25 protein-coding genes are annotated in these 23129 nt (G+C 39.1%); 20 read left to right on the forward strand and 5 right to left on the reverse strand.

Translation table 11 applies throughout. From position 1 onward, the window contains the following. Positions 1-43 precede the first annotated feature (43 nt). Positions 44-1141, reverse strand: a complete 1098-nt coding sequence (gene recF / locus HMPREF2885_RS00055) for a DNA replication/repair protein RecF (RefSeq protein WP_070656832.1) — start codon at positions 1139-1141, stop codon at positions 44-46. Between the two features lie 2 nt (positions 1142-1143). Then, complete coding sequence (yaaA, locus tag HMPREF2885_RS00060; RefSeq protein ID WP_070656833.1) at positions 1144-1512, reverse strand: S4 domain-containing protein YaaA; 369 nt, start codon at positions 1510-1512, stop codon at positions 1144-1146. Positions 1513-1672: 160 nt separating this feature from the next. On the opposite strand from yaaA, the gene yfmF reads away from it, so the two are divergent. The 12 genes from yfmF to tsf all read left to right on the forward strand — a co-directional run bounded on the left by yfmF (position 1673) and on the right by tsf (position 12849). Next, on the forward strand, positions 1673-2923 hold the full coding sequence (yfmF, locus tag HMPREF2885_RS00065; protein ID WP_065371482.1) for an EF-P 5-aminopentanol modification-associated protein YfmF: 1251 nt from the start codon (positions 1673-1675) through the stop codon (positions 2921-2923). Beyond that, complete coding sequence (gene yfmH / locus HMPREF2885_RS00070) at positions 2920-4203, forward strand: EF-P 5-aminopentanol modification-associated protein YfmH (RefSeq protein WP_065371483.1); 1284 nt, start codon at positions 2920-2922, stop codon at positions 4201-4203. Before yfmF ends, yfmH begins: the two co-directional genes overlap by 4 nt. 35 nt (positions 4204-4238) lie before the next feature. Further along, positions 4239-5060, forward strand: coding sequence for a cytoskeleton protein RodZ (gene rodZ / locus HMPREF2885_RS00075; RefSeq protein ID WP_065371484.1), 822 nt, complete (start codon positions 4239-4241; stop codon positions 5058-5060). A gap of 10 nt (positions 5061-5070) precedes the next feature. Then, entirely contained in the window at positions 5071-5616 is a 546-nt protein-coding gene (pgsA, locus tag HMPREF2885_RS00080; RefSeq protein WP_000712146.1) for a CDP-diacylglycerol--glycerol-3-phosphate 3-phosphatidyltransferase, read from the forward strand. Then, entirely contained in the window at positions 5613-6440 is an 828-nt protein-coding gene (locus tag HMPREF2885_RS00085) for an energy-coupling factor ABC transporter ATP-binding protein (RefSeq protein ID WP_049501298.1), read from the forward strand. The genes pgsA and HMPREF2885_RS00085 overlap by 4 nt, the downstream gene beginning before the upstream one ends. Then, on the forward strand, positions 6425-7264 hold the full coding sequence (locus HMPREF2885_RS00090; RefSeq protein WP_049501299.1) for an energy-coupling factor transporter ATPase: 840 nt from the start codon (positions 6425-6427) through the stop codon (positions 7262-7264). Before HMPREF2885_RS00085 ends, HMPREF2885_RS00090 begins: the two co-directional genes overlap by 16 nt. Then, entirely contained in the window at positions 7257-8051 is a 795-nt protein-coding gene (locus HMPREF2885_RS00095; protein ID WP_000377885.1) for an energy-coupling factor transporter transmembrane component T family protein, read from the forward strand. The genes HMPREF2885_RS00090 and HMPREF2885_RS00095 overlap by 8 nt, the downstream gene beginning before the upstream one ends. A gap of 60 nt (positions 8052-8111) precedes the next feature. Then, positions 8112-8927, forward strand: a complete 816-nt coding sequence (gene mreC, locus HMPREF2885_RS00100) for a rod shape-determining protein MreC (RefSeq protein ID WP_049501301.1) — start codon at positions 8112-8114, stop codon at positions 8925-8927. A gap of 2 nt (positions 8928-8929) precedes the next feature. Next, positions 8930-9424 (forward strand): rod shape-determining protein MreD, encoded by a 495-nt coding sequence (mreD, locus tag HMPREF2885_RS00105; RefSeq protein WP_049501302.1) that lies wholly within the window; start codon positions 8930-8932, stop codon positions 9422-9424. A 93-nt stretch (positions 9425-9517) separates the two neighbouring features. Further along, entirely contained in the window at positions 9518-10726 is a 1209-nt protein-coding gene (gene pcsB, locus HMPREF2885_RS00110; protein WP_049501303.1) for a peptidoglycan hydrolase PcsB, read from the forward strand. Positions 10727-10950: 224 nt separating this feature from the next. Continuing rightward, positions 10951-11730, forward strand: coding sequence for a 30S ribosomal protein S2 (gene rpsB, locus HMPREF2885_RS00115; RefSeq protein WP_000268475.1), 780 nt, complete (start codon positions 10951-10953; stop codon positions 11728-11730). 78 nt (positions 11731-11808) lie between these two features. Beyond that, positions 11809-12849 (forward strand): translation elongation factor Ts, encoded by a 1041-nt coding sequence (gene tsf, locus HMPREF2885_RS00120; protein ID WP_000808059.1) that lies wholly within the window; start codon positions 11809-11811, stop codon positions 12847-12849. Between the two features lie 103 nt (positions 12850-12952). On the opposite strand, the gene cysK is transcribed toward tsf, so the two are convergent. The 3 genes from cysK to HMPREF2885_RS00135 all read right to left on the reverse strand — a co-directional run bounded on the left by cysK (position 12953) and on the right by HMPREF2885_RS00135 (position 15070). Continuing rightward, positions 12953-13879 carry a cysteine synthase A gene (gene cysK / locus HMPREF2885_RS00125; RefSeq protein ID WP_000158482.1) on the reverse strand — a complete coding sequence of 309 codons (927 nt, stop codon included), beginning with the start codon at positions 13877-13879 and terminating at the stop codon, positions 12953-12955. A 96-nt stretch (positions 13880-13975) separates the two neighbouring features. Continuing rightward, positions 13976-14419 (reverse strand): PH domain-containing protein, encoded by a 444-nt coding sequence (locus tag HMPREF2885_RS00130; protein ID WP_000863902.1) that lies wholly within the window; start codon positions 14417-14419, stop codon positions 13976-13978. A gap of 15 nt (positions 14420-14434) precedes the next feature. Then, complete coding sequence (locus HMPREF2885_RS00135; protein ID WP_000395750.1) at positions 14435-15070, reverse strand: YigZ family protein; 636 nt, start codon at positions 15068-15070, stop codon at positions 14435-14437. Positions 15071-15126: 56 nt separating this feature from the next. On the opposite strand from HMPREF2885_RS00135, the gene HMPREF2885_RS00140 reads away from it, so the two are divergent. The 8 genes from HMPREF2885_RS00140 (at position 15127) to HMPREF2885_RS00175 (ending at position 23129) form a co-directional block, all read left to right on the forward strand. Then, complete coding sequence (locus tag HMPREF2885_RS00140) at positions 15127-16425, forward strand: ATP-dependent helicase ComFA (protein WP_002880469.1); 1299 nt, start codon at positions 15127-15129, stop codon at positions 16423-16425. After that, the gene (locus tag HMPREF2885_RS00145) at positions 16422-17084 is read left to right on the forward strand and encodes a ComF family protein (RefSeq protein WP_070656834.1); all 663 of its coding nucleotides are present in this window, start codon (positions 16422-16424) and stop codon (positions 17082-17084) included. The genes HMPREF2885_RS00140 and HMPREF2885_RS00145 overlap by 4 nt, the downstream gene beginning before the upstream one ends. Before the next feature lie 79 nt (positions 17085-17163). Further along, positions 17164-17712, forward strand: a complete 549-nt coding sequence (gene hpf / locus HMPREF2885_RS00150; protein WP_000599114.1) for a ribosome hibernation-promoting factor, HPF/YfiA family — start codon at positions 17164-17166, stop codon at positions 17710-17712. A 244-nt stretch (positions 17713-17956) separates the two neighbouring features. Beyond that, a complete protein-coding gene (locus HMPREF2885_RS00155) occupies positions 17957-19165 on the forward strand; it encodes an acyl-CoA dehydrogenase FadE (RefSeq protein WP_000201480.1) in 1209 nt (402 codons plus the stop codon). A gap of 80 nt (positions 19166-19245) precedes the next feature. Continuing rightward, positions 19246-20094, forward strand: coding sequence for a 3-hydroxybutyryl-CoA dehydrogenase (locus HMPREF2885_RS00160; protein ID WP_049501305.1), 849 nt, complete (start codon positions 19246-19248; stop codon positions 20092-20094). A gap of 18 nt (positions 20095-20112) precedes the next feature. After that, on the forward strand, positions 20113-21291 hold the full coding sequence (locus HMPREF2885_RS00165) for an acetyl-CoA C-acetyltransferase (RefSeq protein WP_000656060.1): 1179 nt from the start codon (positions 20113-20115) through the stop codon (positions 21289-21291). Between the two features lie 320 nt (positions 21292-21611). Continuing rightward, a complete protein-coding gene (locus tag HMPREF2885_RS00170; RefSeq protein ID WP_000048046.1) occupies positions 21612-22391 on the forward strand; it encodes an enoyl-CoA hydratase/isomerase family protein in 780 nt (259 codons plus the stop codon). Positions 22392-22406: 15 nt separating this feature from the next. After that, positions 22407-23129, forward strand: coding sequence for a CoA transferase subunit A (locus HMPREF2885_RS00175; RefSeq protein ID WP_000869893.1), 723 nt, complete (start codon positions 22407-22409; stop codon positions 23127-23129).

Raw genomic sequence — 23129 nt, forward strand, 5'->3', positions numbered from 1 at the left:
TGCAAACCACCCGTTAGACGGGTGGTTATGATTTACAAAGTTGTCAATGTTGATTTACAGAAATTTTACCATTTTGAATGTTGAAAATACTAAGGTTTTCTGGCAAGTTTTGTAAGTGGTCTAAACTTGTTGTTGTAATAAAGGTTTGGATAGATTGAGAAATGGTTTCTAGTAATTTTAGTTGCCGTGTATTGTCAAGTTCGCTCATAACATCATCAAGCAGTAGTATCGGAGACTCATTGGTAATACTTTCCATTAGCTCAATTTCCGCCAGTTTTATAGAAAGAACAAGGCTACGATGTTGACCTTGGCTTCCAAAACTAGCATCCATACCATTGATATAAAAAGAAATATCATCTCGATGAGGGCCAACTCCAGTATTCTTTTTAAATAAATCTCTGGATCTGCTTTTATCTAAAGCAATTTTAAAGGAACTTGTTAGCTGTTCTTCATTAGTGAAGTTGACAGATGATTGATAAGATATTGACAGTTCTTCTAATTTATTTGAAATTTCTAAGTGTTTTTTTTGGCCAAATTTCTCTAAGTCTTTAATGAATTTTATCCGATGCTTTATAACGCGACAACCATAATCTATTAACTGATCATCTAAGACTGACAGAAATGTTTCATCAATCTTTTGGCTGGATTTTAGGTAAGTATTTCTCTGCTTGAGTATATGGTTATAGTTTGACAAGTCTGACAAGTAGATTGGTTTAATTTGTCCCAGTTCAATGTCTATAAACTTTCGACGGACAGAGGGTGCTCCTTTAATTAGCTGGAGATCTTCAGGTGCGAAGAGGACAACATTCATATGTCCGATATAGTCTGATAGGCGAGCTTGTTTTAAGTGATTGATCTTAGTCACACGCCCTTTTGGTGTTAAATCAATTTCTAGAGGGATAGAGCTTGTTTTTTTCTGTAGAAAGCCAGAAAGATGGAGTTGCTCGTTATCAAAATGAATGAGATTTTTATCTGTACGAGTCCGATGACTACGTGTTAAGGCTAAAAAATAGATTGCTTCTAGAATATTGGTTTTTCCTTGTGCATTTTGACCTAGAAAGACATTTAATTTTGGATTGAAATCAATTTTTGCCTCTTTGTAGTTTCGAAAGGTTTTAATTGTTAAATGTTGGAGCCACATGGTTATCTTCCTGGAAAACGTGGAACTTGTTTGGTTTTAGGCGATGAAGAAGTTTTTTGTTTTTTTTTCTTGATACCTTTATTCATCTCTTTGACAAGTTTAGCAATTCGCTCTTTCTCAATCTTATCTGCTTGATACTCTTCTTGCTCTTTTAAACTTGGTTGTGTCAAGGTGAGGTCAATCTTTAAATCAGGAATGTCAATCGTATCTCCAATACGGATTTTTTTCCCACGTCTACTTTCTAACTCGCCATTAAAGTAAACTTGATGATCTATTAAAAAGGATTTGATAGCACCACCGCTTTGTATAATTCCAAGTTCTTTTAGGAGGGCTTGGAGCGTAATAAATTCTTCAAATAATTTGTATTCCATAATTCACCTCAATCTTTGGTATTATACCATATTTTCCTTGAAATAGCTGAAGGAAAGTTAGTTGAAATGAAAACGGTTTTACTCTTTAAAGCTATAAAGAGAACAAGAAAAATTTTGATTTTCGTGGTATAATAGAACTCTATATGTAAGGAGGTAAGGTATGGAATTAGTGCCTGGAATTTCAGCACATTTTGTTCAATCCAAAAAGTTTAAAACAAATAAAATCACTATTCGTTTTACTGCTCCCTTATCTCTTGAGACAATAGCAGGACGCATGTTAAGTGCAAGTATGTTGGAGACGGCAAATAAAGCTTATCCCACATCACAAGCATTTCGCAGATACTTGGCAAGTTTATATGGAACAGATATTTCCACAAGTGCTTATCGTAGAGGACAGGCACATATTCTTGACTTAACATTTACCTACGTGCGAGATGAGTTCTTGAGTAAAAAAAATGTCTTGACTTCTCGAATTTTGGAATTGGTGAAACAGACTTTATTTGCTCCCTTAGCTCAAGATAGTGCTTTTGAGCCAGCCCTATTTGAAATTGAAAGAAAACAGTTATTGGCTAGTTTAGCTACTGATATGGATGATTCATTTTATTTTGCTCATAAGGAGTTGGATAGCTTGTTCTTCCATGATGAGCGTCTTCAATTGAGATACAGTGATTTACGAAATAGCATTTCAAATGAGTCTCCGGAAAGTAGCTACACGTGCTTTCAAAATGCTCTGAAAAATGATCGTATTGATTTCTTTTTCTTAGGTGACTTCAACGAAGTAGAAATTACAGAATCACTGAAATCATTACCCTTTACAGCTAGAGAGAACGGCGTCACTATCCAGTACCATCAATCTTATTCGAATGTTCTACGAGAAGGAATGTTTCAGAGGAATGTTGGGCAATCTATTTTGGAATTAGGCTATCATTCTCCTGTAAAATATGGTGATGATGAGCATTTGCCCATGCTTGTGATGAATGGTTTGTTAGGTGAATTTGCACATTCAAAACTTTTTACAAACGTTCGTGAAAATGCTGGAATAGCCTACACAGTCTCTAGTCAATTGGATTTGTTTAGTGGTCTGTTAAGGATGTATGCGGGTATTGATAGAGAAAATCGAAATCAGGCTAGAAAAATGATGAATCATCAATTGCTAGATCTGAAAAAGGGTAACTTTACAGATTTTGAGCTTGAACAAACAAAGGAGATGATTCGACGATCTTTGTTGATGGCTCAAGATAATCAACAGACCCTAGTTGAAAGAGTCTATTTGAATGCTCTATTTGGAAAATCAAGCTTTGATATGGATCGATTGGTGGCAAAATTAGAGAATGTTGAGAAAGAAGCTGTATGTAAAGCTGCCAACAGTTTAAAGTTACAAGCGATTTACTTTATGGAAGGAGTAGAATGACAAAGGTTACTTTTGAGGAAAAATACTATCCTGCTGTAAAGGAAACAGTCTACAAAACACAATTGTCAAATGGGTTGACAGTTTCTTTACTCCCTAAGCAAGATTTCAATGAGGTTTATGGGATTGTAACAGTTCAATTTGGTTCTGTAGATGCAACTTATACAAGTTTGGAAAAAGGTTTACGTCATCATCCAGCAGGAATTGCACATTTTCTTGAACATAAATTGTTTGAAAGAGAAAATTCTGAGGATATAATGGCTGCTTTTACTCGATTAGGTGCGGACAGTAATGCCTTTACAAGCTTTACTAAGACCAGCTATCTTTTTTCAACAATTGACCATCTATTAGAGAATTTAGATTTGCTAGATGAGTTAGTTGGAGATGTTCATTTTACAGAAGAGTCTGTTTTTAGGGAACAGGCTATTATCCAGCAAGAACGAGAAATGTACCAAGATGATCCAGACTCACGTTTGTTTTTTGCAACATTAGCCAACCTTTATCCTGATACTCCTTTAGCAACAGATATAGTTGGAAGTGAAAAATCAATTTCTGAGATTCAAGTTTCAAATTTAAAAGAGAACTTTACAGACTTTTACAAACCTGTCAACATGTCACTGTTTTTAGTTGGAAATATTGATGTAAAAGTTGTTGAGGAATACTTTTCGAAAAAGGAAAAGAAGACTCTAGAACAGTTTACAGTTACAAAAGAGCAACTACCCTTACAGCCTGTGAAGCAAACAGATAGTCTTCGGATGGAAGTTTCTTCACCAAAACTTGCTGTTGCGATTAGAGGTAATGGGCAAATAGCAGAAGCTGAGTCTTATCGTTACAATATTTTATTGAAATTACTATTTACGATGATGTTTGGTTGGACTTCTGATCGTTTTCAAAGGTTATATGAGTCTGGGAAGTTAGACGCGTCTTTGTCACTTGAGGTTGAAGTCAATAGTCGCTTTCATTTTGTGATATTGACAATGGACACCAAAGAGCCTGTTTCTCTGTCACATCAATTTCGTAAAGCGATTCGTCAGTTTAGTAGTGATGCGGATATTACCGAGGAGCATTTAGATCTTGTTAAGAGTGAGATGTTTGGTGAGTTTTTCAGTAGCATGAACTCTTTGGAATTTATTGCAACTCAATACGATCCGATGGATCGCGGAGAAACAATTTTTGATTTTCCGAAAATTTTACAGGAAATTACTTTGGAGGATGTTCTAGAAGCTGGACATCGTTTGATTGATAATGGTGATCTAGTTGATTTTACAATCTTTCCAGCTTAAAAGATAACTAATACTAGAAAGAAGGAATGGTACGTATGAGAAAAAAAACAATTGGCGATGTTCTACGTTTAGCTAGAATTAACCAGGGATTGAGTTTAGAAGAATTGCAGGAAAAAACTGAAATTCAGTTGCATTTTCTAGAAGCTATGGAGGCAGATGATTTTGATCAACTTCCTAGTACCTTCTATGCTCGTTCTTTTTTAAGAAAATATGCCTGGGCAGTAGAGTTAGATGAAAGAATTGTTTTGGATGCATATGATTCAGGTAGTATGATCACTTATGAAGAGGTAGATGTCGATGAAGAAGACTTGTCTGGTCGCAGACGGTCAAATAAGAAAAAAACGTCTTATCTCCCCTTGTTTTATTTCGTCCTATTTGCTTTGTCAATTTTAATTTTTGTCACTTACTATGTCTGGAACTACATCCAAACTCAGCCAAGTCCTTCTTCAGCTAATTATAGTGTTGTGAGCTCGACTAGTTCAACCACCTCATCTAGTTCATCTTCTAGTAGTCAGACGTCTAGCTCGTCTTCTACTACGGAATCAACTATTACAGTGTCAGGCGAAGGAAACCGCATTGAAGCTCGGTATAAAACGAATAAGGAAACCGCTACTGTTCAATTGGCAGTTTCAGATGAAGCTAGTTGGGTTAGTGTTTCAGGAAGTGAGCTGGAGGGTGGTGTGACACTATCCGCAGACAATAAGAATGCAAAAACAACAGTTTCAACTAAGAATCCCGTTGCCATTACTTTAGGTGTAGTGAAGGGAGTTACTGTGACTGTGGACAATCAAACGATTGATACTTCGAAGCTGACAACTCAGACTGGAACTGTAACACTTACATTTACTACAGATTAAGGAAAAATCAATGAAAAAAGAACAAATTCCTAATGTATTAACTATTGGTAGAATTCTCTTTATACCTCTCTTTATTCTTATTTTGACTTTGGGCCATTCACAAGGCGGTCATTTGCTAGCAGCGATAATTTTTGCAGTTGCTAGTGTAACGGATTATCTTGATGGCTACCTTGCTCGTAAATGGAATGTAGTCAGCAATTTTGGAAAATTTGCAGATCCGATGGCTGATAAGCTGTTGGTTATGTCAGCTTTTATCATGTTAATTGAGTTAGGTATGGCTCCAGCTTGGGTTGTTGCTATTATCATTTGTCGTGAACTTGCGGTGACAGGCTTGCGCTTGTTGCTTGTTGAGACGGGAGGGACAGTTCTAGCAGCAGCTATGCCAGGGAAAATCAAGACCTTTAGTCAGATGTTTGCCATTATCTTTTTGCTCTTACATTGGAATTTAATTGGTCAGCTGTTGCTTTATATCGCTTTGTTTTTCACTATCTACTCTGGTTATGATTATTTTAAGGGTAGCGCTCATGTATTCAAAGGAACATTTGGTTCAAAATGAAATCGATTATTGAAGTAAAAGATCTGTCTTTTCGTTATAAGGAAGACCAGGATCATTATGATGTTAATAATGTCTCGTTTCACGTGAAACGGGGAGAATGGCTTTCGATTGTAGGTCATAACGGGAGTGGGAAATCGACAACTATCCGTTTGATTGATGGATTGCTTGAAGCAGAGTCTGGGGAAATCTGGATAGATGGGCAATTGTTGTCCTCTGAGAATGTTTGGGACTTGCGTCGACAAATTGGTATGGTTTTTCAAAATCCAGATAACCAATTTGTGGGGGCGACTGTTGAAGATGATGTTGCCTTTGGTTTAGAAAATCAGGGACTTCCTCGTGAAGAAATGAAGAAGAGAGTGGCCGAATCTTTGGAGTTGGTAGGGATGCTGGACTTTAAGAATAGAGAACCAGCTCGTTTATCTGGTGGACAAAAACAGCGTGTGGCTATTGCGGGAGTTGTTGCCCTGAGACCAGCTATTTTGATTTTGGACGAGGCTACAAGTATGTTGGATCCTGAGGGACGCAGAGAACTGATTCAGACAGTTCAAGAGATTCGAAAAGACCACCAGATGACAGTCGTCTCCATTACACATGATTTAGAGGAAGTTGCGATGAGTGACCGTGTCTTGGTCATGAAAAAAGGCCAAGTGGAGTCAACCAGTAGCCCAAGAGAACTTTTTTCTCGGGATGACCTTGACCAGATAGGGTTAGATGAGCCTTTTGCTAATCAATTGAGAGGCTCTTTGAGAGAGACTGGCTATCAGTTGCCGGATGGCTATTTGACAGAAAGAGAGCTAGAGGACAAGTTATGGGAATTACTCTAGAAAATGTGAGCTTTACCTATCAAGAGGGGACTCCCCTATCTTCATCAGCCTTGACTGATGTTTCCTTGACGATTGAGGATGGTTCCTATACGGCTTTGGTAGGGCACACAGGTAGTGGGAAATCAACGATTTTACAGCTTTTAAATGGCCTATTGGTACCAAGTAAGGGTTCTGTTCGAGTTTTTGATACTGTCATTACCCCTACATCAACCAATAAAGAAATTCGTCAGATTCGAAAGCAGGTTGGTCTAGTGTTTCAATTTGCTGAAAATCAGATTTTCGAAGAGACTGTTTTGAAAGATGTTGCATTTGGACCGCAAAATTTTGGAGTTTCTGAGGAAGAGGCCAAGAAAATTGCGCGTGAAAAGTTAGCCTTGGTAGGCATCGATGAGTCACTCTTTGAGCGTAGCCCGTTTGAACTTTCGGGTGGCCAGATGAGACGTGTGGCTATAGCAGGTATGCTAGCGATGGAGCCAACTGTTTTGGTTTTGGATGAGCCGACAGCAGGGCTTGATCCTTTGGGCAGAAAAGAATTGATGACCTTGTTTAAAGAACTCCACCTTTCTGGAATGACAATCGTTCTGGTAACGCATTTGATGGATGATGTAGCTGCATATGCTAATCAGGTTTATGTTATGGAAAAGGGGCGTTTGGTCAAAAGTGGCAAACCAAGTGATGTCTTTCAAGATGTAGCCTCTATGGAAAAGGTACAGTTAGGTGTGCCTAAAATCACAGCCTTTTGTAAGCGTTTGGCAGATAGAGGTGTAGCTTTTAAAAAACTGCCAATCAAGATAGAGGAGTTTAAGGAGTCGCTAAATGGATAGTATGATTTTAGGGCGTTATATACCAGGAGATTCCATCATTCATCGCTTGGATCCACGTAGTAAATTGCTTGCCATGATCCTGCTGATTTTGATTGTATTTTGGGCCAATAATCCTCTCACCAATCTCGTTCTGTTTGTAGCGACAGGTATATTTATCGCATTATCGGGCGTTTCTCTCTCATTTTTCGTTCAGGGATTAAAATCCATGTTCTTTTTGATCGCCTTTACGACTCTTTTTCAGCTCTTTTTCATTTCAAGTGGAAATGTCCTATTTGAGTTTTCTTTTATAAGAATAACGGATTATGCTTTGCAACAAGCAGGAATCATTTTCTGTCGTTTTGTGTTGATTATTTTCTTTTCAACCTTGCTAACATTAACGACCATGCCTTTGAGTCTGGCAACCGCAGTTGAAGCTCTTTTAGCACCGCTAAAACGTGTGAAAGTTCCCGTTCATGAAATTGGCCTCATGTTATCAATGAGTTTGCGTTTTGTTCCAACATTGATGGATGACACGACGCGAATTATGAATGCTCAGAAAGCCCGTGGAGTTGACTTTGGCGAAGGCAGCATCGTTCAAAAAGTAAAGGCTATGATTCCAATTTTAATTCCTCTTTTTGCGACGAGCTTAAAGCGTGCAGATTCATTGGCAATAGCGATGGAAGCGCGTGGTTATCAGGGAGGAAAGGGTAGAAGTCAGTATAGACAATTGAGATGGAGTCAAAAGGATACACTGGCAATTCTTGTGATTTTGATACTGGGATGTTTCTTATTTTTCTTAAAATCTTAGTAGGTTTGTAGGATTGATAAGAAGCTCACAGTAGCAGGTTTTTAGTATAAAGGTAGGAATATGAACCGTTTTAAAAAATCAAAATATCTAATCATCGTTTTTGTCACAGTTCTGGCAGTTTCTGTTCTATTAGTGACAACCTATTCAAGCGCTATTGTGACGAAACTAGGAGATGGGATTTCCTTAGTAGATAGAATTGTTCAAAAACCCTTTCAGTGGTTTGATACTTTCAAATCGGATTTGGGACATTTGACGCAGACTTACAATGAAAATGAGAGTCTAAAAAAACAGCTCTATCAACTAGAGGTGGAGTCTAATCAATCAGAAAGTTTAAAAAATGAAAATGAACAATTACGTCAGTTGCTGGATATGAAGTCAAAATTGCAGGCTACAAAAACCATTGCAGCAGATGTGATTATGCGAGCTCCAGTATCTTGGAAACAAGAGTTAACAATTGATGCGGGAAGTTCAAAAGGAGCTTCTGAAAATATGTTGGCCATTGCAAACGGGGGCTTGATTGGTAGTGTTTCAAAGGTGGAGGATCATTCAACAACGGTCAATCTATTGACAAATACCGAAAATTCAGACAAAATTTCTGTTAAAATCCTGCATGGCTCTACTGAAATTTACGGGATTATCGTTGGTTATGATAAGGAGTCAGAACTGCTTAAAATTAGCCAATTAAATAGTAACAGTGAAATTAGCGCGGGAGACAAGGTGACGACAGGGGGGCTCGGAAACTTTAATGTTAAGGATATTCCTGTTGGCGAGGTTGTTGCTACAACACACAGCAGTGATTATCTAACAAAGGAAGTAACAGTAAAGTTAAGTGCTGACACCAAAAATCTTCATGTGGTAGAGTTAGTGGGGAATTAGCAATGAGACTGTTAAAACAAATTGGTATTTTCTTTTTACTCCCTTTTGTCGTACTAATTGATGCACATATTGGACAATTAGCGGGATCCTTCTTCCCTCACTTTCATTTAGCAAGTCATTTTCTGTTTTTATTTCTCTTGTTTGAGACAATAGAGGTTTCAGAATATCTCTATCTAGCTTATTGCTGTATAGTGGGTTTGGTGTACGATATCTATTTTTTCCACTTGATAGGAATTGCGACGCTTCTATTTATCTTAATAGGTGCTTCACTCCATAAATTTAATAGTGTAATTTTGCTAAACCGTTGGACAAGAATGTTAACAATAGTTGTGATGAGTTTCCTATTTGATATGGGGAGCTATCTCCTCGCTCTTGCTATGGGGTTTACAGTAGAATCGATGCCAGTTTTCATCGTCTATAGCCTTGTCCCATCAATGATTTTAAACTTTTTATGGATGCTTGTTTTCCAATATATTTTTGAAAAATGTTATCTATAAGAAAGAAATAAAAATGTAACAAAGGCGTAATATTTATTATGTCTTTTTTTGGTATACTAGTAATGTCTTAAATAGAAGGAGTATCTACATAATATGAAGAAAAAAATCTTAGCGTCACTTTTGTTAAGTACAGTATTGGTTTCACAAGCGGCGGTATTAACAACTGTTCATGCTGAAACAACTGATGAAAAAATTGCTGCTCAAGATAGTAAGATTAGTAATTTGACATCTCAACAAAAAGAAGCTCAAAAACAAGTAGATGAAATCCAAACGCAAGTTACAGCTATCCAAACTCAACAAACAAACTTGGAAGCTGAGAACGAAACTCTACAAGCTGAATCTAAAAAACTTGAAGGAGAAATTACAGAGCTTTCTAAGAACATTGTTGCTCGTAATGAATCTTTGGAAAAACAAGCACGTAGTGCACAAACAAACGGTGCTGCAACTAGCTATATCAATACAATTGTAAACTCAAAATCAATTACAGAAGCTATTTCACGTGTTGCAGCAATGAGCGAGATTGTATCAGCTAACAACAAAATGTTGGAACAACAGAAAGCTGATAAGAAATCTATCGCTGAAAAACAGGTTGCAAACAATGAAGCAATCAACACTGTCATTGCGAACCAACAAACGCTTGCTGACGATGCACAAGCATTGACAACAAAACAAGCAGAGTTGAAAGTTGCTGAGTTAAACCTTGCTGCAGAGAAAGCTACTGCAGAAAGCGATAAAGCTACTTTATTGGAACAAAAAGCAGCAGCAGAGGCAGAAGCGAAAGCAGCAGCCGAAGCAGAAGCGGCTTATAAAGCACGTCAAACAAGCCAACAACAATCAGTTGTTGCTTCTGGAAATACAACACTTTCAGATCAAGTGCAAGCAACTTCAAGCTCTTCATCAGATGATGATTCAAGCTACACTCCAGCACCTGCTCCGACTCCAACTAGACAACGTCCAACATACAGTACAAATGCTTCAAGTTATCCAACTGGTGAATGTACTTGGGGAGCTAAAACATTAGCACCTTGGGCTGGAGATTACTGGGGTAACGGAGCGCAGTGGGCTACAAGTGCAGCAGCTGCAGGATTCCGTACTGGATCAACTCCACAAGTTGGTGCGATTGCATGTTGGAATGACGGTGGATATGGACACGTAGCGGTTGTTACAGCAGTTTCATCATCAACTAGCATTCAAGTATCAGAATCAAACTATGGTGGAAATCGTACAATCGGTAACAAACGTGGATGGTTCAACCCAACTACAACTTCTGAAGGTTATGTTACTTACATCTATCCAAACTAATGAATGAAACGAAGAGGCTCGATGCGAGTCTCTTTTATTATTTTTTATCGAAAGCAAGGCCGAAATATATCAAAACCACTTGAAAATATGGCTAAAATGTGATAAAATGAAACTTGTCGTGTAAACGATAATACTCATTCTTGATGAATTGTGAGACTGTTGCCCTCGGGTCGTTTTGCAAGTTGAAGTCGAGGAGAGGAAAAAAACAAAAAGGAGAAATACTCATGGCAGTAATTTCAATGAAACAACTTCTTGAGGCTGGTGTACACTTTGGTCACCAAACTCGTCGCTGGAACCCTAAGATGGCTAAGTACATCTTCACTGAGCGTAACGGAATCCACGTTATCGACTTGCAACAAACTGTAAAATACGCTGACCAAGCATACGACTTTATGCGTGATGCTGCAGCTAACGATGCAGTTGTATTGTTTGTTGGTACTAAAAAACAAGCTGCTGACGCTGTTAAAGAAGAAGCAGAACGTTCAGGTCAATACTACATCAACCACCGTTGGTTGGGTGGAACTCTTACTAACTGGGGAACTATCCAAAAACGTATCGCTCGTTTGAAAGAAATCAAACGTATGGAAGAAGAAGGAATCTTCGACGTTCTTCCTAAGAAAGAAGTTGCACTTCTTAACAAACAACGTGCACGTCTTGAAAAATTCTTGGGTGGTATCGAAGACATGCCTCGTATCCCTGATGTAATGTACGTAGTTGACCCACATAAAGAACAAATCGCTGTTAAAGAAGCTAAAAAATTGGGTATCCCAGTTGTAGCGATGGTTGACACAAATACTGACCCAGACGATATCGATGTAATCATCCCAGCTAACGATGACGCTATCCGCGCTGTTAAATTGATCACAGCTAAATTGGCTGACGCTATCATCGAAGGACGTCAAGGTGAAGACGCAGCAGCAGTTGAAGCAGAATTTGCAGCTTCAGAAGCTCAAGCTGACTCAATCGAAGAAATCGTTGAAGTTGTAGAAGGCGACAACGCTTAATTCATATAAATAGTAATTACCTAGGAGGGCGGGGCCTAGCCCAGCTCTCCTATTTTTAAAAAATATAGGAGAATCAAAATGGCAGAAATTACAGCTAAACTTGTAAAAGAGTTGCGTGAAAAATCTGGTGCCGGTGTTATGGACGCTAAAAAAGCGCTTGTAGAAACAGACGGTGACATCGAAAAAGCGATTGAATTGCTTCGTGAAAAAGGTATGGCGAAGGCAGCTAAGAAAGCTGACCGTGTTGCAGCTGAAGGTTTGACTGGTGTATTTGTTAACGGTAACGTTGCAGCAGTAGTTGAAGTAAATGCCGAAACTGACTTCGTTGCGAAAAACGCTCAATTCGTTGACTTGGTAAACGCAACAGCTAAAGTAATCGCTGAAGGAAAACCAGCTAACAACGAAGAAGCTCTTGCTTTGACAATGCCTTCAGGTGAAACTCTTGAAGCTGCATATGTATCTGCAACAGCTACAATCGGTGAAAAAATCTCATTCCGTCGTTTTGCTTTGCTTGAAAAAACAGATGCACAACACTTCGGAGCATACCAACACAATGGTGGACGTATCGGTGTTATCTCTGTAATCGAAGGTGGAGACGAAGCGCTTGCTAAACAAATCTCAATGCACATTGCTGCGATGAAACCAACAGTTCTTTCTTACAAAGAATTGGATGAGCAATTCGTTAAAGATGAGTTGGCACAATTGAACCACGTAATCGACCAAGATAACGAAAGCCGTGCAATGGTTGGTAAACCAGCTCTTCCACACTTGAAGTATGGATCAAAAGCACAATTGACTGATGAAGTGATTGCTCAAGCTGAAGCTGATATCAAAGCTGAGTTGGCTGCAGAAGGCAAACCAGAAAAAATCTGGGACAAAATCATCCCAGGTAAAATGGACCGCTTCATGCTTGACAACACCAAAGTTGACCAAGCATACACACTTCTTGCACAAGTATACATCATGGATGACAGCAAGACAGTTGAAGCTTACCTTGAATCAGTAAATGCTTCAGTAGTTGAGTTCGCTCGCTTTGAAGTTGGTGAAGGTATCGAGAAAGCTGCAAACGACTTTGAAGCAGAAGTTGCAGCTACAATGGCAGCAGCCTTGAATAACTAATAGAAAAGGAAGCAAATTGCTTCCTTCTTCTTTTTGTCTAGAGAGTAGAGTCTGTATGAGTAAACAAAAAGCCCTTTAATAAGGGCTAAGTGCATTTAGGAGGCTACACTTCAAATTCATAGAGTGCTGTAGACAAATAACGTTCGCCGTTATCTGGTGCTAAAGCAAGGACTTTCTTACCTTTACCTAATTTCTTGGCAACCTCAATTGCCCCGTAAATCGCTGCAGCTGAAGAAATCCCAACAAGGAAGCCTTCTTTTCCACCAATTTCACGGCCAAGGGCTAGAGCATCATCTGACGTTACACGGACAATACCATCATAGGCTTTTGTATCAAGCGTTTCAGGAATAAATCCAGCTGAGATTCCTTGAATTTTATGAGGTCCTGGTTTTTCCCCAGACAAGATAGCTGACTCGTCTGCCTCAACTGCATAAACTTGAATGTTTGAATTTGCTGTTTTGAGAGCGTGAGAAACACCTGAGATCGTTCCACCAGTACCAACACCACCCACAAAAGCATCTAGTCCATCAGAACCGAAAGCAGCCAGTATTTCAGCTCCTGTTGTTCTTTCGTGCACTTCTGGATTAGCTGGATTATTAAATTGGAGTGGAAGGAAGCCGTCTCGTTCAGCGGCGATTTCCTGAGCTTTGGCAATAGCCCCTTTCATTCCTTCGCTACCAGGAGTAAGGACGAGTTCAGCACCATAGGCTTGGATAATCTTACGTCGTTCCACACTCATCGTTTCAGGCATGACGATAACAACTTTATATCCTTTAGCGGCACCAACCCATGAAAGACCGATACCAGTGTTTCCACTCGTTGCTTCAACAATAGTAGCTCCCGGTTTTAGAATACCATCTTGTTCTGCTTTTTCAATCATGCTAAGGGCAATACGGTCTTTTACTGACGATCCAGGGTTAAAAGCTTCTAGTTTAACATAGACATCTGCAGCACCCTCTGGAACAATATTGTTAAGTTTAACAATCGGTGTTTGTCCAATTAGTTCAGTGATATTATTATAAATAGTCATAGATATACCTCTTTGTATAAGATGATACTAGTATAACGCGCTTAAAGCTATTTGTAAAATATAGAAATCCTATCAAAGTGATAGGATTTTTTTATATCAAAGGTCTAAGCCATTAATTTTTAATCGATTGTGATAAGCCAATTCTAATAAATAGGTGTAAAGCGGAAGGATGTCCGTTTTTTTAGGGAATTCAAATTTATGGAAACTCAGGTGCTCATTGTGTGCTTTTAGAAAGATATTTTCTAAATAAGTGATTCTAATCTCACTATCATCTATACCTGCTCCAGCAGTTTCCATTTCAACGTTTACAATGTTCATCAAAAAGAGTGACTTAACAGACACCTTGCGACCAGTGGCACCTTGCTTATCTGTAAAAATAATACGGATATTTGTAAAGATGATTGAATCTCGAATAAGTTTATATCCACTTTGAATTTCTTCATTCTCTAGTAGATATTGACCATATTCTTTGATAAGAGTCTCTTTGTTTTCCTCGCTGAAGTTACCAGCAAGTCCTTGAATAAATTTTCCAAACGCCATGTATTTCTCCTTTGTTTACACTAAGTTTACAGGAACTTCAACTTCTCGTAAACCTTGATCTGTTAAAGTAACCTTTCCATTAAAAAACTCTACAAGAGCAGACTTGATATTTTCTTTCTCTTCCTTATCAACATAAATCATTGTATCAACTTGATCTGTAAAGTTTGTATCCAGCTCCATGAGATGATGTTCTTTAAGAAAATTGCCATATTCTTGATACTGAGCGTAAGACATCTGAATGGCTATGCCAGCCTGCTCTTTGATTTCAATAATGCCAATTTCTTTGACAGCCAAGGCCACACTACCTGCGTAAGCACGAATCAAACCTCCAGCGCCTAACTTAATTCCACCAAAGTAACGAGTAACTACTACGCAGACATTGGTAAGATTATGATTTTCTAAGACGCCAAGCATAGGGACTCCAGCAGTACCACTAGGTTCGCCATCATCACTCGTACGCTTGATCTCACTGCGTTCCCCTACAATAAAAGCAGAGCAGTTATGGGTGGCTTTGTAGTGTTCTTTTTTGATAGCAGTGATAAAGTCACGAGCTTCTTCTTCACTATAGACACGCTTGGCATGACAGATAAAGCGTGATTTTTTGATTTCTTCTTGGACCTGCCCATCCTCTTTAATTGTTCTAAATTCCATGATTTAATTGTACTAAAAAATTACCTAAAGCGCTATATTTTTACGAATATTAAAGTATGAAAGTAAATCCAAATTATCTCGGTCGCTTGTTTACTGAGAAAGAATTAACGGAAGAAGAACGACAGGAAGCAGTGAGACTGCCAGCAATGAGAAAAGAGAAGGGGAAACTGTTTTGTCAACGTTGTAATAGTTTGATTCTAGAAGAATGGTATTTGCCTATCAGCGCTTACTATTGTAGGGAGTGTTTACTGATGAAGAGAATCAGGAGTGATAAAGCTTTATACTATTTTCCTCAAGAGGATTTTCCTAAGCAAGACGTCCTCAAATGGCGTGGTCAGTTAACACCTTTTCAAGAAAAAGTGTCAGAGGGACTGCTTCAGGCGGTAGACAAGCAAGAGCCAACCTTGGTTCACGCTGTGACAGGAGCTGGAAAGACAGAGATGATTTATCAAGTTGTGGCTAAAGTGATTGATGATGGTGGTGCAGTTTGTTTGGCCAGTCCTCGAATTGATGTGTGTTTAGAACTGTATAAGCGACTGCAGAATGACTTTGCTTGCGATATAGCGCTACTCCATGGCGAATCAGAGCCCTATTTTCGAACTCCCTTAGTAGTTGCAACAACTCATCAGTTATTAAAATTTTATCATGCTTTTGATTTGTTGATAGTGGATGAGGTAGATGCCTTTCCTTATGTTGACAACACTATGCTTTACTATGCTGTAAAGAATAGTGTAAAGGAGGATGGATTGAGGATATTCCTTACGGCAACTTCTACAGATGAGTTAGATAGGAAGGTTCGCACAGGGGAATTAAAAAGATTAAGCTTGCCGAGACGGTTTCATGGAAATCCTTTGATTATTCCTAAACCAGTCTGGTTATCGGATTTTAATCGCTGTTTAGAGAAAAATCAATTGTCAACCAAGTTAAAGACTTATATTGAGAAACAGAGAAGAACAGGTTATCCCTTACTGATTTTTGCATCAGAGATTAAGAAAGGTGAAAAACTAAAAGAAATCTTGAAGGAGCAGTACCCGAATGAGAATATCGGCTTTGTGTCTTCTGTGACAGAAGACCGATTAGAGCAGGTGCAAGCTTTTCGAGATGGAGAACTAACAATACTGATCAGTACGACAATCTTGGAACGCGGGGTTACCTTCCCTTGTGTGGATGTTTTCGTAGTAGAAGCTAATCATCGTCTCTTTACCAAGTCTAGTTTGATTCAGATTGGAGGGCGAGTTGGACGCAGTATGGACAGACCAACTGGTGAGTTGCTCTTCTTTCATGATGGATTAAATGCTTCCATCAAAAAGGCAATCAAGGAAATCAAGAATATGAATAAGGAGGCAGGGTTATGAACTGTTTATTATGTGGCCAGACTACAAAGAGTGAGCTGACTTTTAGCAGTCTCTTCCTTTTGAAGGATGATTGCAGTTATCTTTGCTCAGCTTGTGCTTCTAGTTTTGAGAGGAGTGGTGAGAATTATTGCCCAAACTGTATGAAAACAGGCATGTCAACTAAGTGTCAAGATTGTAAACTTTGGTGTAAAGAAGGAATTCAGGTTGATCATAAGGCAATCTTTACCTATAATCAAGCTATGAAAGACTTTTTCAGTCGATATAAGTTTGATGGCGATTTTTTGCTTAGAAAGGTTTTTGCTTCTGTTCTTGCTGAGGAGCTGAAAAAGTATAGAGGATATCAATTTGTGTTGATTCCCCTAAGCCCTGAAAGATTGCTTGAGAGGGGGTTTAACCAAGTCGAAGGTTTGGTTGAGGCAGCAGGCTTTTCTTTCAAAGATATATTAGGAAAAAGAGAAGAGAGTGCTAGTTCTTCTAAAAGCCGTTTAGAAAGGTTAGCTACTGAAATTCCATTTTTTATTAAAGATGGAATCTCACTTCCCAAGAAGATTTTGCTGATTGATGACATCTATACAACAGGGGCAACTGTGAATCGTGTGAAACGACTTTTGGAAGAAGCAGGTGCTTTGGAAGTTAAAACTTTTTCCCTTGTAAGATGAGGAAAAAATTTGCAAAATGAAAATGAAAGCGTTATAATATAGTTAGAAAAACAAAAATGTTTAGAAAGAAGGTACTTATATGATTAAATATAGTATCCGTGGTGAAAACCTAGAAGTAACAGAAGCAATTCGTGATTATGTAGTTTCTAAACTCGAAAAGATCGAAAAGTATTTCCAACCTGAGCAGGAGTTGGATGCACGTGTGAACTTGAAAGTTTACCGTGAAAAAACAGCAAAGGTTGAAGTAACAATTCCGCTTGGATCTATCACTCTTCGTGCTGAAGATATTTCTCAAGATATGTATGGTTCTATCGATCTTGTAACAGATAAAATTGAACGTCAGATTCGTAAAAATAAAACTAAAATCGAACGTAAGAATAAAAGTAAAGTTGCGACAAGTCAACTCTTTACAGATGCTCTAGTTGAAGATGCAGATGTTGTGCAACCCAAAGTCGTTCGTTCAAAACAAATTGATTTGAAGCCAATGGATTTAGAAGAAGCCCTTCTTCAAATGGATTTATTGGGACATGATTTCTTTATTTATGTAGATGTAGAAGATCAAACAACTAATGTTTTGTATCGCCGTGAAGATGGTGAAGTTGGTTTACTAGAAGTCAAAGAATCATAAAATTGAAATAACAAAAAAGTGGTTTACAAATCAGTAAACCACTTTTTCTTATGCGGAAATAAGTAAGAAAAAACAGGAAATCCTTGATTAAACAGTCAGAATCGACCCCTATAATCTGAACTTATAGGGGTATTTATATTTATTAAGTAGACAAAATAATACCCTAAGGGATAGAATGGGGTTGTCAACAAATAGCGAATACAAAAATGTAAGCGCTCTTATAACAAATAAAGGAGTCATGACTATGGCAACAAAAGAAGAAATTTTACGCGAACTATATCCTGAGGACCTTTTTCACTATGCGGATGGTCTAACTTTGGGAGAAGCAGAGGTTTTACAAGAAACTCGCCGTTTGATTGAGAAACATCTCCGTCCGGTTATTAATGAATACTGGGAAAAACCTGATTTTCCTTTTGAAGAATTCTATGCTGTGGCTAAGGGCGCTCAAATTATGAACAATCCAAAATTGTTTGAGGGACGTGAAGGTAGCTGGAAACCATCTGAACTTTATATTGCTTTCTTGTATCTTGAACTTGCTCGCTTCGATGCTTCTATGGCAACATTCTACACCGTTCATGGCGGACTTTGCTACAACACAATTCTCTTGGGTGGTGATGAGCGTCAACAAAAAGAATTTCTTCCAAAACTAGCTGCATTTGATTGGCAAGGTTGCTTCGCTTTGACTGAACCTCTTTCAGGTTCTGATATTGCTGGAGGACTTGCAACTACTGCAGAACGTGTTGGAGACAAGTGGATTCTAAATGGTGAAAAACGCTGGATTGGTGGTTCAGATACTGCGGATGTCGTTCCTGTATTTGCTCGTGATGTTGCGGATGGCAAGGTGAAATGCTTTATCGTTCGTAAGGGAGCTCCGGGATATCATGCGGAACCAATCCCACATAAGATTGCTCTTCGTTGTGTCCGCAATGGCCATATTACTATGAAGAATGTAGAGGTTCCAGATTCAGACCGTTTGGTAAATATCAATGGTTTTGGTGATGTAGCCCGTATCTTGACCTTCACTCGTGCGGACGTTGCTCACATTGCTATGGGAGTGACTTGTGGATCTTATGTAGCAGCTCTTAAATATGCTAAAGATCGCGAACAGTTCAAACGTCCAATTGCCAAATTCCAAATTGTTCAAGAAAAATTGGCTCGTATGCAAGCAAATGCTGTAGCAGTTATTGCTTATTCAACTCGTATTGCTGAGATGCAAGAGAAAGGTAATGAATTGATGCTTAACTCTGCTCTTGCTAAGATGCACAATTCCTTGGTGATGCGCGAAACAGTTGCCCTTGCTCGTGAAACTTGCGGAGGTAATGGTATTACACTTGAGACAGACGTTGCTCGTTTCTTTGCAGATGCTGAATCAATCTATACCTATGAAGGTTCACACGAAGTGAATGCCTTGATTGTTGGTCGTGAGATTACTGGACTAGGTGCCTTTGTTTAATGTCAGAAGGGCGATTGAAGGATTTCTGTTCAATCGTCCTTGCTTCATGCACTGGATTTTTGTAAAATAAGAAGGAGAAAATAATGATATCTAAGGTGATGATTATTGGTTCTGGTCAAATGGGAAGCGGAATTGCTCAAGTATTTGCTCAGGCTGGTTTTACAGTTTACTTAAACGATATTAAAGAAGAATTTGTTCAAAGAGGCTTGAATAATATCACAAAACAATTGGAACGTTCAGTTGAAAAAGGACGGATGTCTGCGGATGAGAAGGATCAGGTATTAGCCAATTTGCTTCCATCTGTTTCATATGAAGATGCGAAACAAGTCCAATTGGTGATTGAAGCTGCAACTGAGAATCGTGAGATTAAGTTGAATATTTTCAAACAATTGGATGAATTGACAGATCCTAAAACTATCTTAGCATCAAACACATCCTCTTTGTCAATCACGGATATAGCTGCTGCTACTAAACATCAGGAGCGCGTGATTGGAATGCACTTCTTTAATCCTGCCCCAATCATGAAACTGGTAGAGGTTATTAAGGCCTTGCAGACTTCAGAAGAAGTGGTTCAGGCGGTTCGTGAATTGACAGTGAAAATTGGTAAAACACCAGTTGATGTTAAAGATTCTTATGGTTTTGTTGTGAACAGAATTTTGATTCCTATGATCAATGAAGCCGTTTACATTCTAGGTGAGGGAGTGGCTAGTGCCGAGGAAATCGATGAAGCGATGAAACTTGGTGCAAATCATCCTATTGGACCTTTGGCTCTTGCTGACTTGATTGGGTTGGATGTTTGTTTGGCTATTATGGGCGTCCTAAACCAAGGGTTTGGTGATCAAAAATACCGTCCTGCCCCTCTTCTTAAGAAAATGGTCGAAGCAGGAAAATTGGGACGGAAGACAAAAGAAGGATTCTTTACTTACTAGACACTGATGGAGGTAGTCATGAAAGACGTAGTTATTGTTTCGGCAGTGCGAACACCTTTAGGTTCCTTTGGCGGGAGCTTGAAGAATGTTTCTGCTGTTGATTTGGGATCTTTGGTCATTAAGAGTGCTTTGGAAAAAGCGAATATTAAACCAGAGCAGGTAGATGAAGTGATTATGGGGAATGTCCTAGGCGCAGGTTTAGGCCAAAACGTGGCTCGCCAAATGAGTATTCATGCTGGGCTTCCTGAATTTACACCAGCCTTTACCATTAATAAGGTTTGTGGTTCCGGTTTGAAGGCAGTGCAGTTAGCTGCTCAAGCGATTCAGTGCGGAGATGCAGATATTGTCGTGGCTGGTGGTGCAGAAAACATGAGCCAGGCTCCATATGTTTTGCCAAGCTTCCGTTGGGGTGGACGTATGGGAGATTCGAAAGTGGTAGATACCATGATTAAGGACGGTTTGTCTGATGCCTTTAACGAATACCATATGGGGATTACAGCTGAGAATGTGGCAGAAGAATATGGTATTAGCCGGGATGATCAAGATGCGCTTGCTTTGGAATCTCAAAAACGAGCAGTGGCGGCTATAGAATCTGGACGTTTTAAGGAAGAGATTGTTCCGGTGGTCATTCCTCAACGCAAAGGCGATCCTATCATCTTTGATACAGATGAATTTCCTAGAAAAGATGCTAGCTTGGAGAGTCTGTCTAAGCTACGTCCTGTTTTCAAAAAAGACGGTTCTGTTACAGCGGGAAATGCCTCAGGTATCAATGACGGAGCGGCGGCTGTCTTGGTCATGAGTGCTGAAAAAGCTGAAGAATTAGGACTTCCAGTCATTGCGCGCATTCGTTCGTATGCAAGTGCAGGTTTGGATCCTAAGATTATGGGATGTGGACCGATTTATGCGACCCGTAAAGCTCTTGAAAAAGGTAATTTGACAGTTGATGATCTTGACTTGATCGAGTCAAATGAAGCCTTTGCTGCTCAGGCTTGTGCGGTTGGGAAAACACTTGGTTTCAATACTGATATTGTCAATGTCAATGGTGGCGCGATTGCTCTTGGTCACCCAATTGGAGCTTCAGGTTGCCGTATCCTAGTGACTCTGGTACATGAGATGATGAAACGTGATGCTAAAACTGGTTTAGCTACTCTCTGTATCGGAGGAGGGATGGGAACAGCCCTCATCGTTGAACGTTAGTTATTAGAAAACTGAACGTCATTTCCTCTTTTTCAATATTACGATTACAAAATGAGATATTGATCCGATCTCATAGTTACATACCTTATCAAGTGTCTTTCTCCGAAAGTGCCTGATAAGGTATTTTTGCTTTTCCTAAGACTTTGAGGATAGATTGAATGGCTTTATTCTATAAGATGGACTTATAGGTCTATAAATAAAGATTAAGTAGACGGATAGGGAAAAAAGGATTATGATAAAAATGTAAGCTCTTACATTTTGTGTTGGTATTTGTTGACGCTGTACTCTGTACTCAAAATAAATCAAGTAGGAGCAAAACAATGAGTAAAACTGTTTTATTAGAGGTTAAGAATGGTCTTGGCTATCTAACAATTAACCGTCCATCGGCTTTGAACGCTTTAAGTTCAGAAGTCTTAAAGGATTTGAATCTCGTTTTAGACCAAATTGAAGCTAGCGAGGACATTCGTGTTGTCATCGTGACTGGTCAAGGGGAAAAAGCATTTGTCGCTGGAGCAGACATTAAAGAGATGGACCAAATGTCTCCAATTCAGGCTCATGAATACATGACCTATGCGAACGACACCTTTACCCGTTTATCTGAATTGACTCAACCAACTATTTCAGTATTGAATGGGTATGCTTTGGGAGGCGGTCTAGAATTAGCTCTTTCAACTGATATCCGAATCGGCTATGACAAGACAATGGTTGGTTTCCCTGAAGTTGGCTTGGGAATCATTCCTGGTTTTGCAGGTACTCAAAGAATGTCTCGTTTGATTGGTACTAGCAAAACAAAGGAATTAATCTTTACTGCTAGAATGGTTAACGGACAAGAAGCATATGATCTTGGAATTCTTAACAAGTTGGTAGCAGCAGAAGAACTATTGCCTGCGGCAGAAGAGCTGGCAGGAGCGATTATGAAAAATGCACCGCTAGCAGTTGAAAAAGCTAAACATATTATCCAAGTTGGCTCAGAACTCCCTCTGAAAAATGCTATTCGTTTGGAAACAGAAGCGGAAGCTCTACTCTTCTCAACAGAAGATAAGGTAGAAGGAATGCGCGCTTTTGTTGAAAAACGCAAAGCTGTCTTTCAACGTAAATAAGAGAGGAGATAGGTTATGAAAGTTGTAACATTGTCTGAAGCTATTTCCTTGATTCATTCAGGAGATAAAGTTGGTATTTCTGGTTTTCTCGGAGTGGGAGAGCCACTAGAGTTAATTGAGGAACTGGTTCGTCAAAACCAGCAAGATTTGACCTTGGTGTCTGTTGTAACCTCTCAACCCGGTAAGGAAGTTGGAGTTGGTCGACTTTGTGAAAACCATCAGGTTACAAAGTACATTGCAGCCCATGTAGGGACATCCGCTGCTGCTCAGCATGATTATTTCTCGGGAGCCATGAAAGTGGAGTTCACTCCGATGGGAACTGTCGTAGAACGCTTGCATGCTGCGGGCGCTGGCCTTGGAGCAGTCTTAACACCAACAGGTGTAGGAACAATTCTTGAAGATGAACACGAAAAAGTGACTCGAAATGGAAAAGAATATTTGATTTATGATCCATTGAAGATTGATGTTGCCTTGATTAAAGCTACAAAGGCGGATAAGTATGGCAACCTTTATCTGGATGGGACTACTAAAAACATCTCCCTTCAACTCGCTCTAGCAGCTGACACAGTTATTGTTGAGACAAACGAATTGGTTGAAGTCGGAGAAATTGATCCAAATGATATTTACATCCCTGGTATCCTAGTTGACTATGTCGTTCAAGGATTGACACCACAAGAGCATCATCAGATGATGGGAGATCTGTGGACAGAGACAAAGAAACTGGCGGGGGTGAAGTAA

The sequence above is a fragment of the Streptococcus sp. HMSC062H02 genome (genome assembly GCF_001813005.1).
GTDB classification, from domain to species: Bacteria; Bacillota; Bacilli; order Lactobacillales; family Streptococcaceae; genus Streptococcus; species Streptococcus oralis_S.

Excerpts from the sequence above, each read along its gene's own strand:
- recF (WP_070656832.1), bottom strand. The coding sequence starts at position 1,141 with ATGTGGCTCCAACATTTAACAATTAAAACCTTTCGAAACTACAAAGAG.
- yaaA (WP_070656833.1), bottom strand. The coding sequence starts at position 1,512 with ATGGAATACAAATTATTTGAAGAATTTATTACGCTCCAAGCCCTCCTA.
- yfmF (WP_065371482.1), top strand. The coding sequence starts at position 1,673 with ATGGAATTAGTGCCTGGAATTTCAGCACATTTTGTTCAATCCAAAAAG.
- yfmH (WP_065371483.1), top strand. The coding sequence starts at position 2,920 with ATGACAAAGGTTACTTTTGAGGAAAAATACTATCCTGCTGTAAAGGAA.
- rodZ (WP_065371484.1), top strand. The coding sequence starts at position 4,239 with ATGAGAAAAAAAACAATTGGCGATGTTCTACGTTTAGCTAGAATTAAC.
- pgsA (WP_000712146.1), top strand. The coding sequence starts at position 5,071 with ATGAAAAAAGAACAAATTCCTAATGTATTAACTATTGGTAGAATTCTC.
- HMPREF2885_RS00085 (WP_049501298.1), top strand. The coding sequence starts at position 5,613 with ATGAAATCGATTATTGAAGTAAAAGATCTGTCTTTTCGTTATAAGGAA.
- HMPREF2885_RS00090 (WP_049501299.1), top strand. The coding sequence starts at position 6,425 with ATGGGAATTACTCTAGAAAATGTGAGCTTTACCTATCAAGAGGGGACT.
- HMPREF2885_RS00095 (WP_000377885.1), top strand. The coding sequence starts at position 7,257 with ATGGATAGTATGATTTTAGGGCGTTATATACCAGGAGATTCCATCATT.
- mreC (WP_049501301.1), top strand. The coding sequence starts at position 8,112 with ATGAACCGTTTTAAAAAATCAAAATATCTAATCATCGTTTTTGTCACA.
- mreD (WP_049501302.1), top strand. The coding sequence starts at position 8,930 with ATGAGACTGTTAAAACAAATTGGTATTTTCTTTTTACTCCCTTTTGTC.
- pcsB (WP_049501303.1), top strand. The coding sequence starts at position 9,518 with ATGAAGAAAAAAATCTTAGCGTCACTTTTGTTAAGTACAGTATTGGTT.
- rpsB (WP_000268475.1), top strand. The coding sequence starts at position 10,951 with ATGGCAGTAATTTCAATGAAACAACTTCTTGAGGCTGGTGTACACTTT.
- tsf (WP_000808059.1), top strand. The coding sequence starts at position 11,809 with ATGGCAGAAATTACAGCTAAACTTGTAAAAGAGTTGCGTGAAAAATCT.
- cysK (WP_000158482.1), bottom strand. The coding sequence starts at position 13,879 with ATGACTATTTATAATAATATCACTGAACTAATTGGACAAACACCGATT.
- HMPREF2885_RS00130 (WP_000863902.1), bottom strand. The coding sequence starts at position 14,419 with ATGGCGTTTGGAAAATTTATTCAAGGACTTGCTGGTAACTTCAGCGAG.
- HMPREF2885_RS00135 (WP_000395750.1), bottom strand. The coding sequence starts at position 15,070 with ATGGAATTTAGAACAATTAAAGAGGATGGGCAGGTCCAAGAAGAAATC.
- HMPREF2885_RS00140 (WP_002880469.1), top strand. The coding sequence starts at position 15,127 with ATGAAAGTAAATCCAAATTATCTCGGTCGCTTGTTTACTGAGAAAGAA.
- HMPREF2885_RS00145 (WP_070656834.1), top strand. The coding sequence starts at position 16,422 with ATGAACTGTTTATTATGTGGCCAGACTACAAAGAGTGAGCTGACTTTT.
- hpf (WP_000599114.1), top strand. The coding sequence starts at position 17,164 with ATGATTAAATATAGTATCCGTGGTGAAAACCTAGAAGTAACAGAAGCA.
- HMPREF2885_RS00155 (WP_000201480.1), top strand. The coding sequence starts at position 17,957 with ATGGCAACAAAAGAAGAAATTTTACGCGAACTATATCCTGAGGACCTT.
- HMPREF2885_RS00165 (WP_000656060.1), top strand. The coding sequence starts at position 20,113 with ATGAAAGACGTAGTTATTGTTTCGGCAGTGCGAACACCTTTAGGTTCC.
- HMPREF2885_RS00170 (WP_000048046.1), top strand. The coding sequence starts at position 21,612 with ATGAGTAAAACTGTTTTATTAGAGGTTAAGAATGGTCTTGGCTATCTA.
- HMPREF2885_RS00175 (WP_000869893.1), top strand. The coding sequence starts at position 22,407 with ATGAAAGTTGTAACATTGTCTGAAGCTATTTCCTTGATTCATTCAGGA.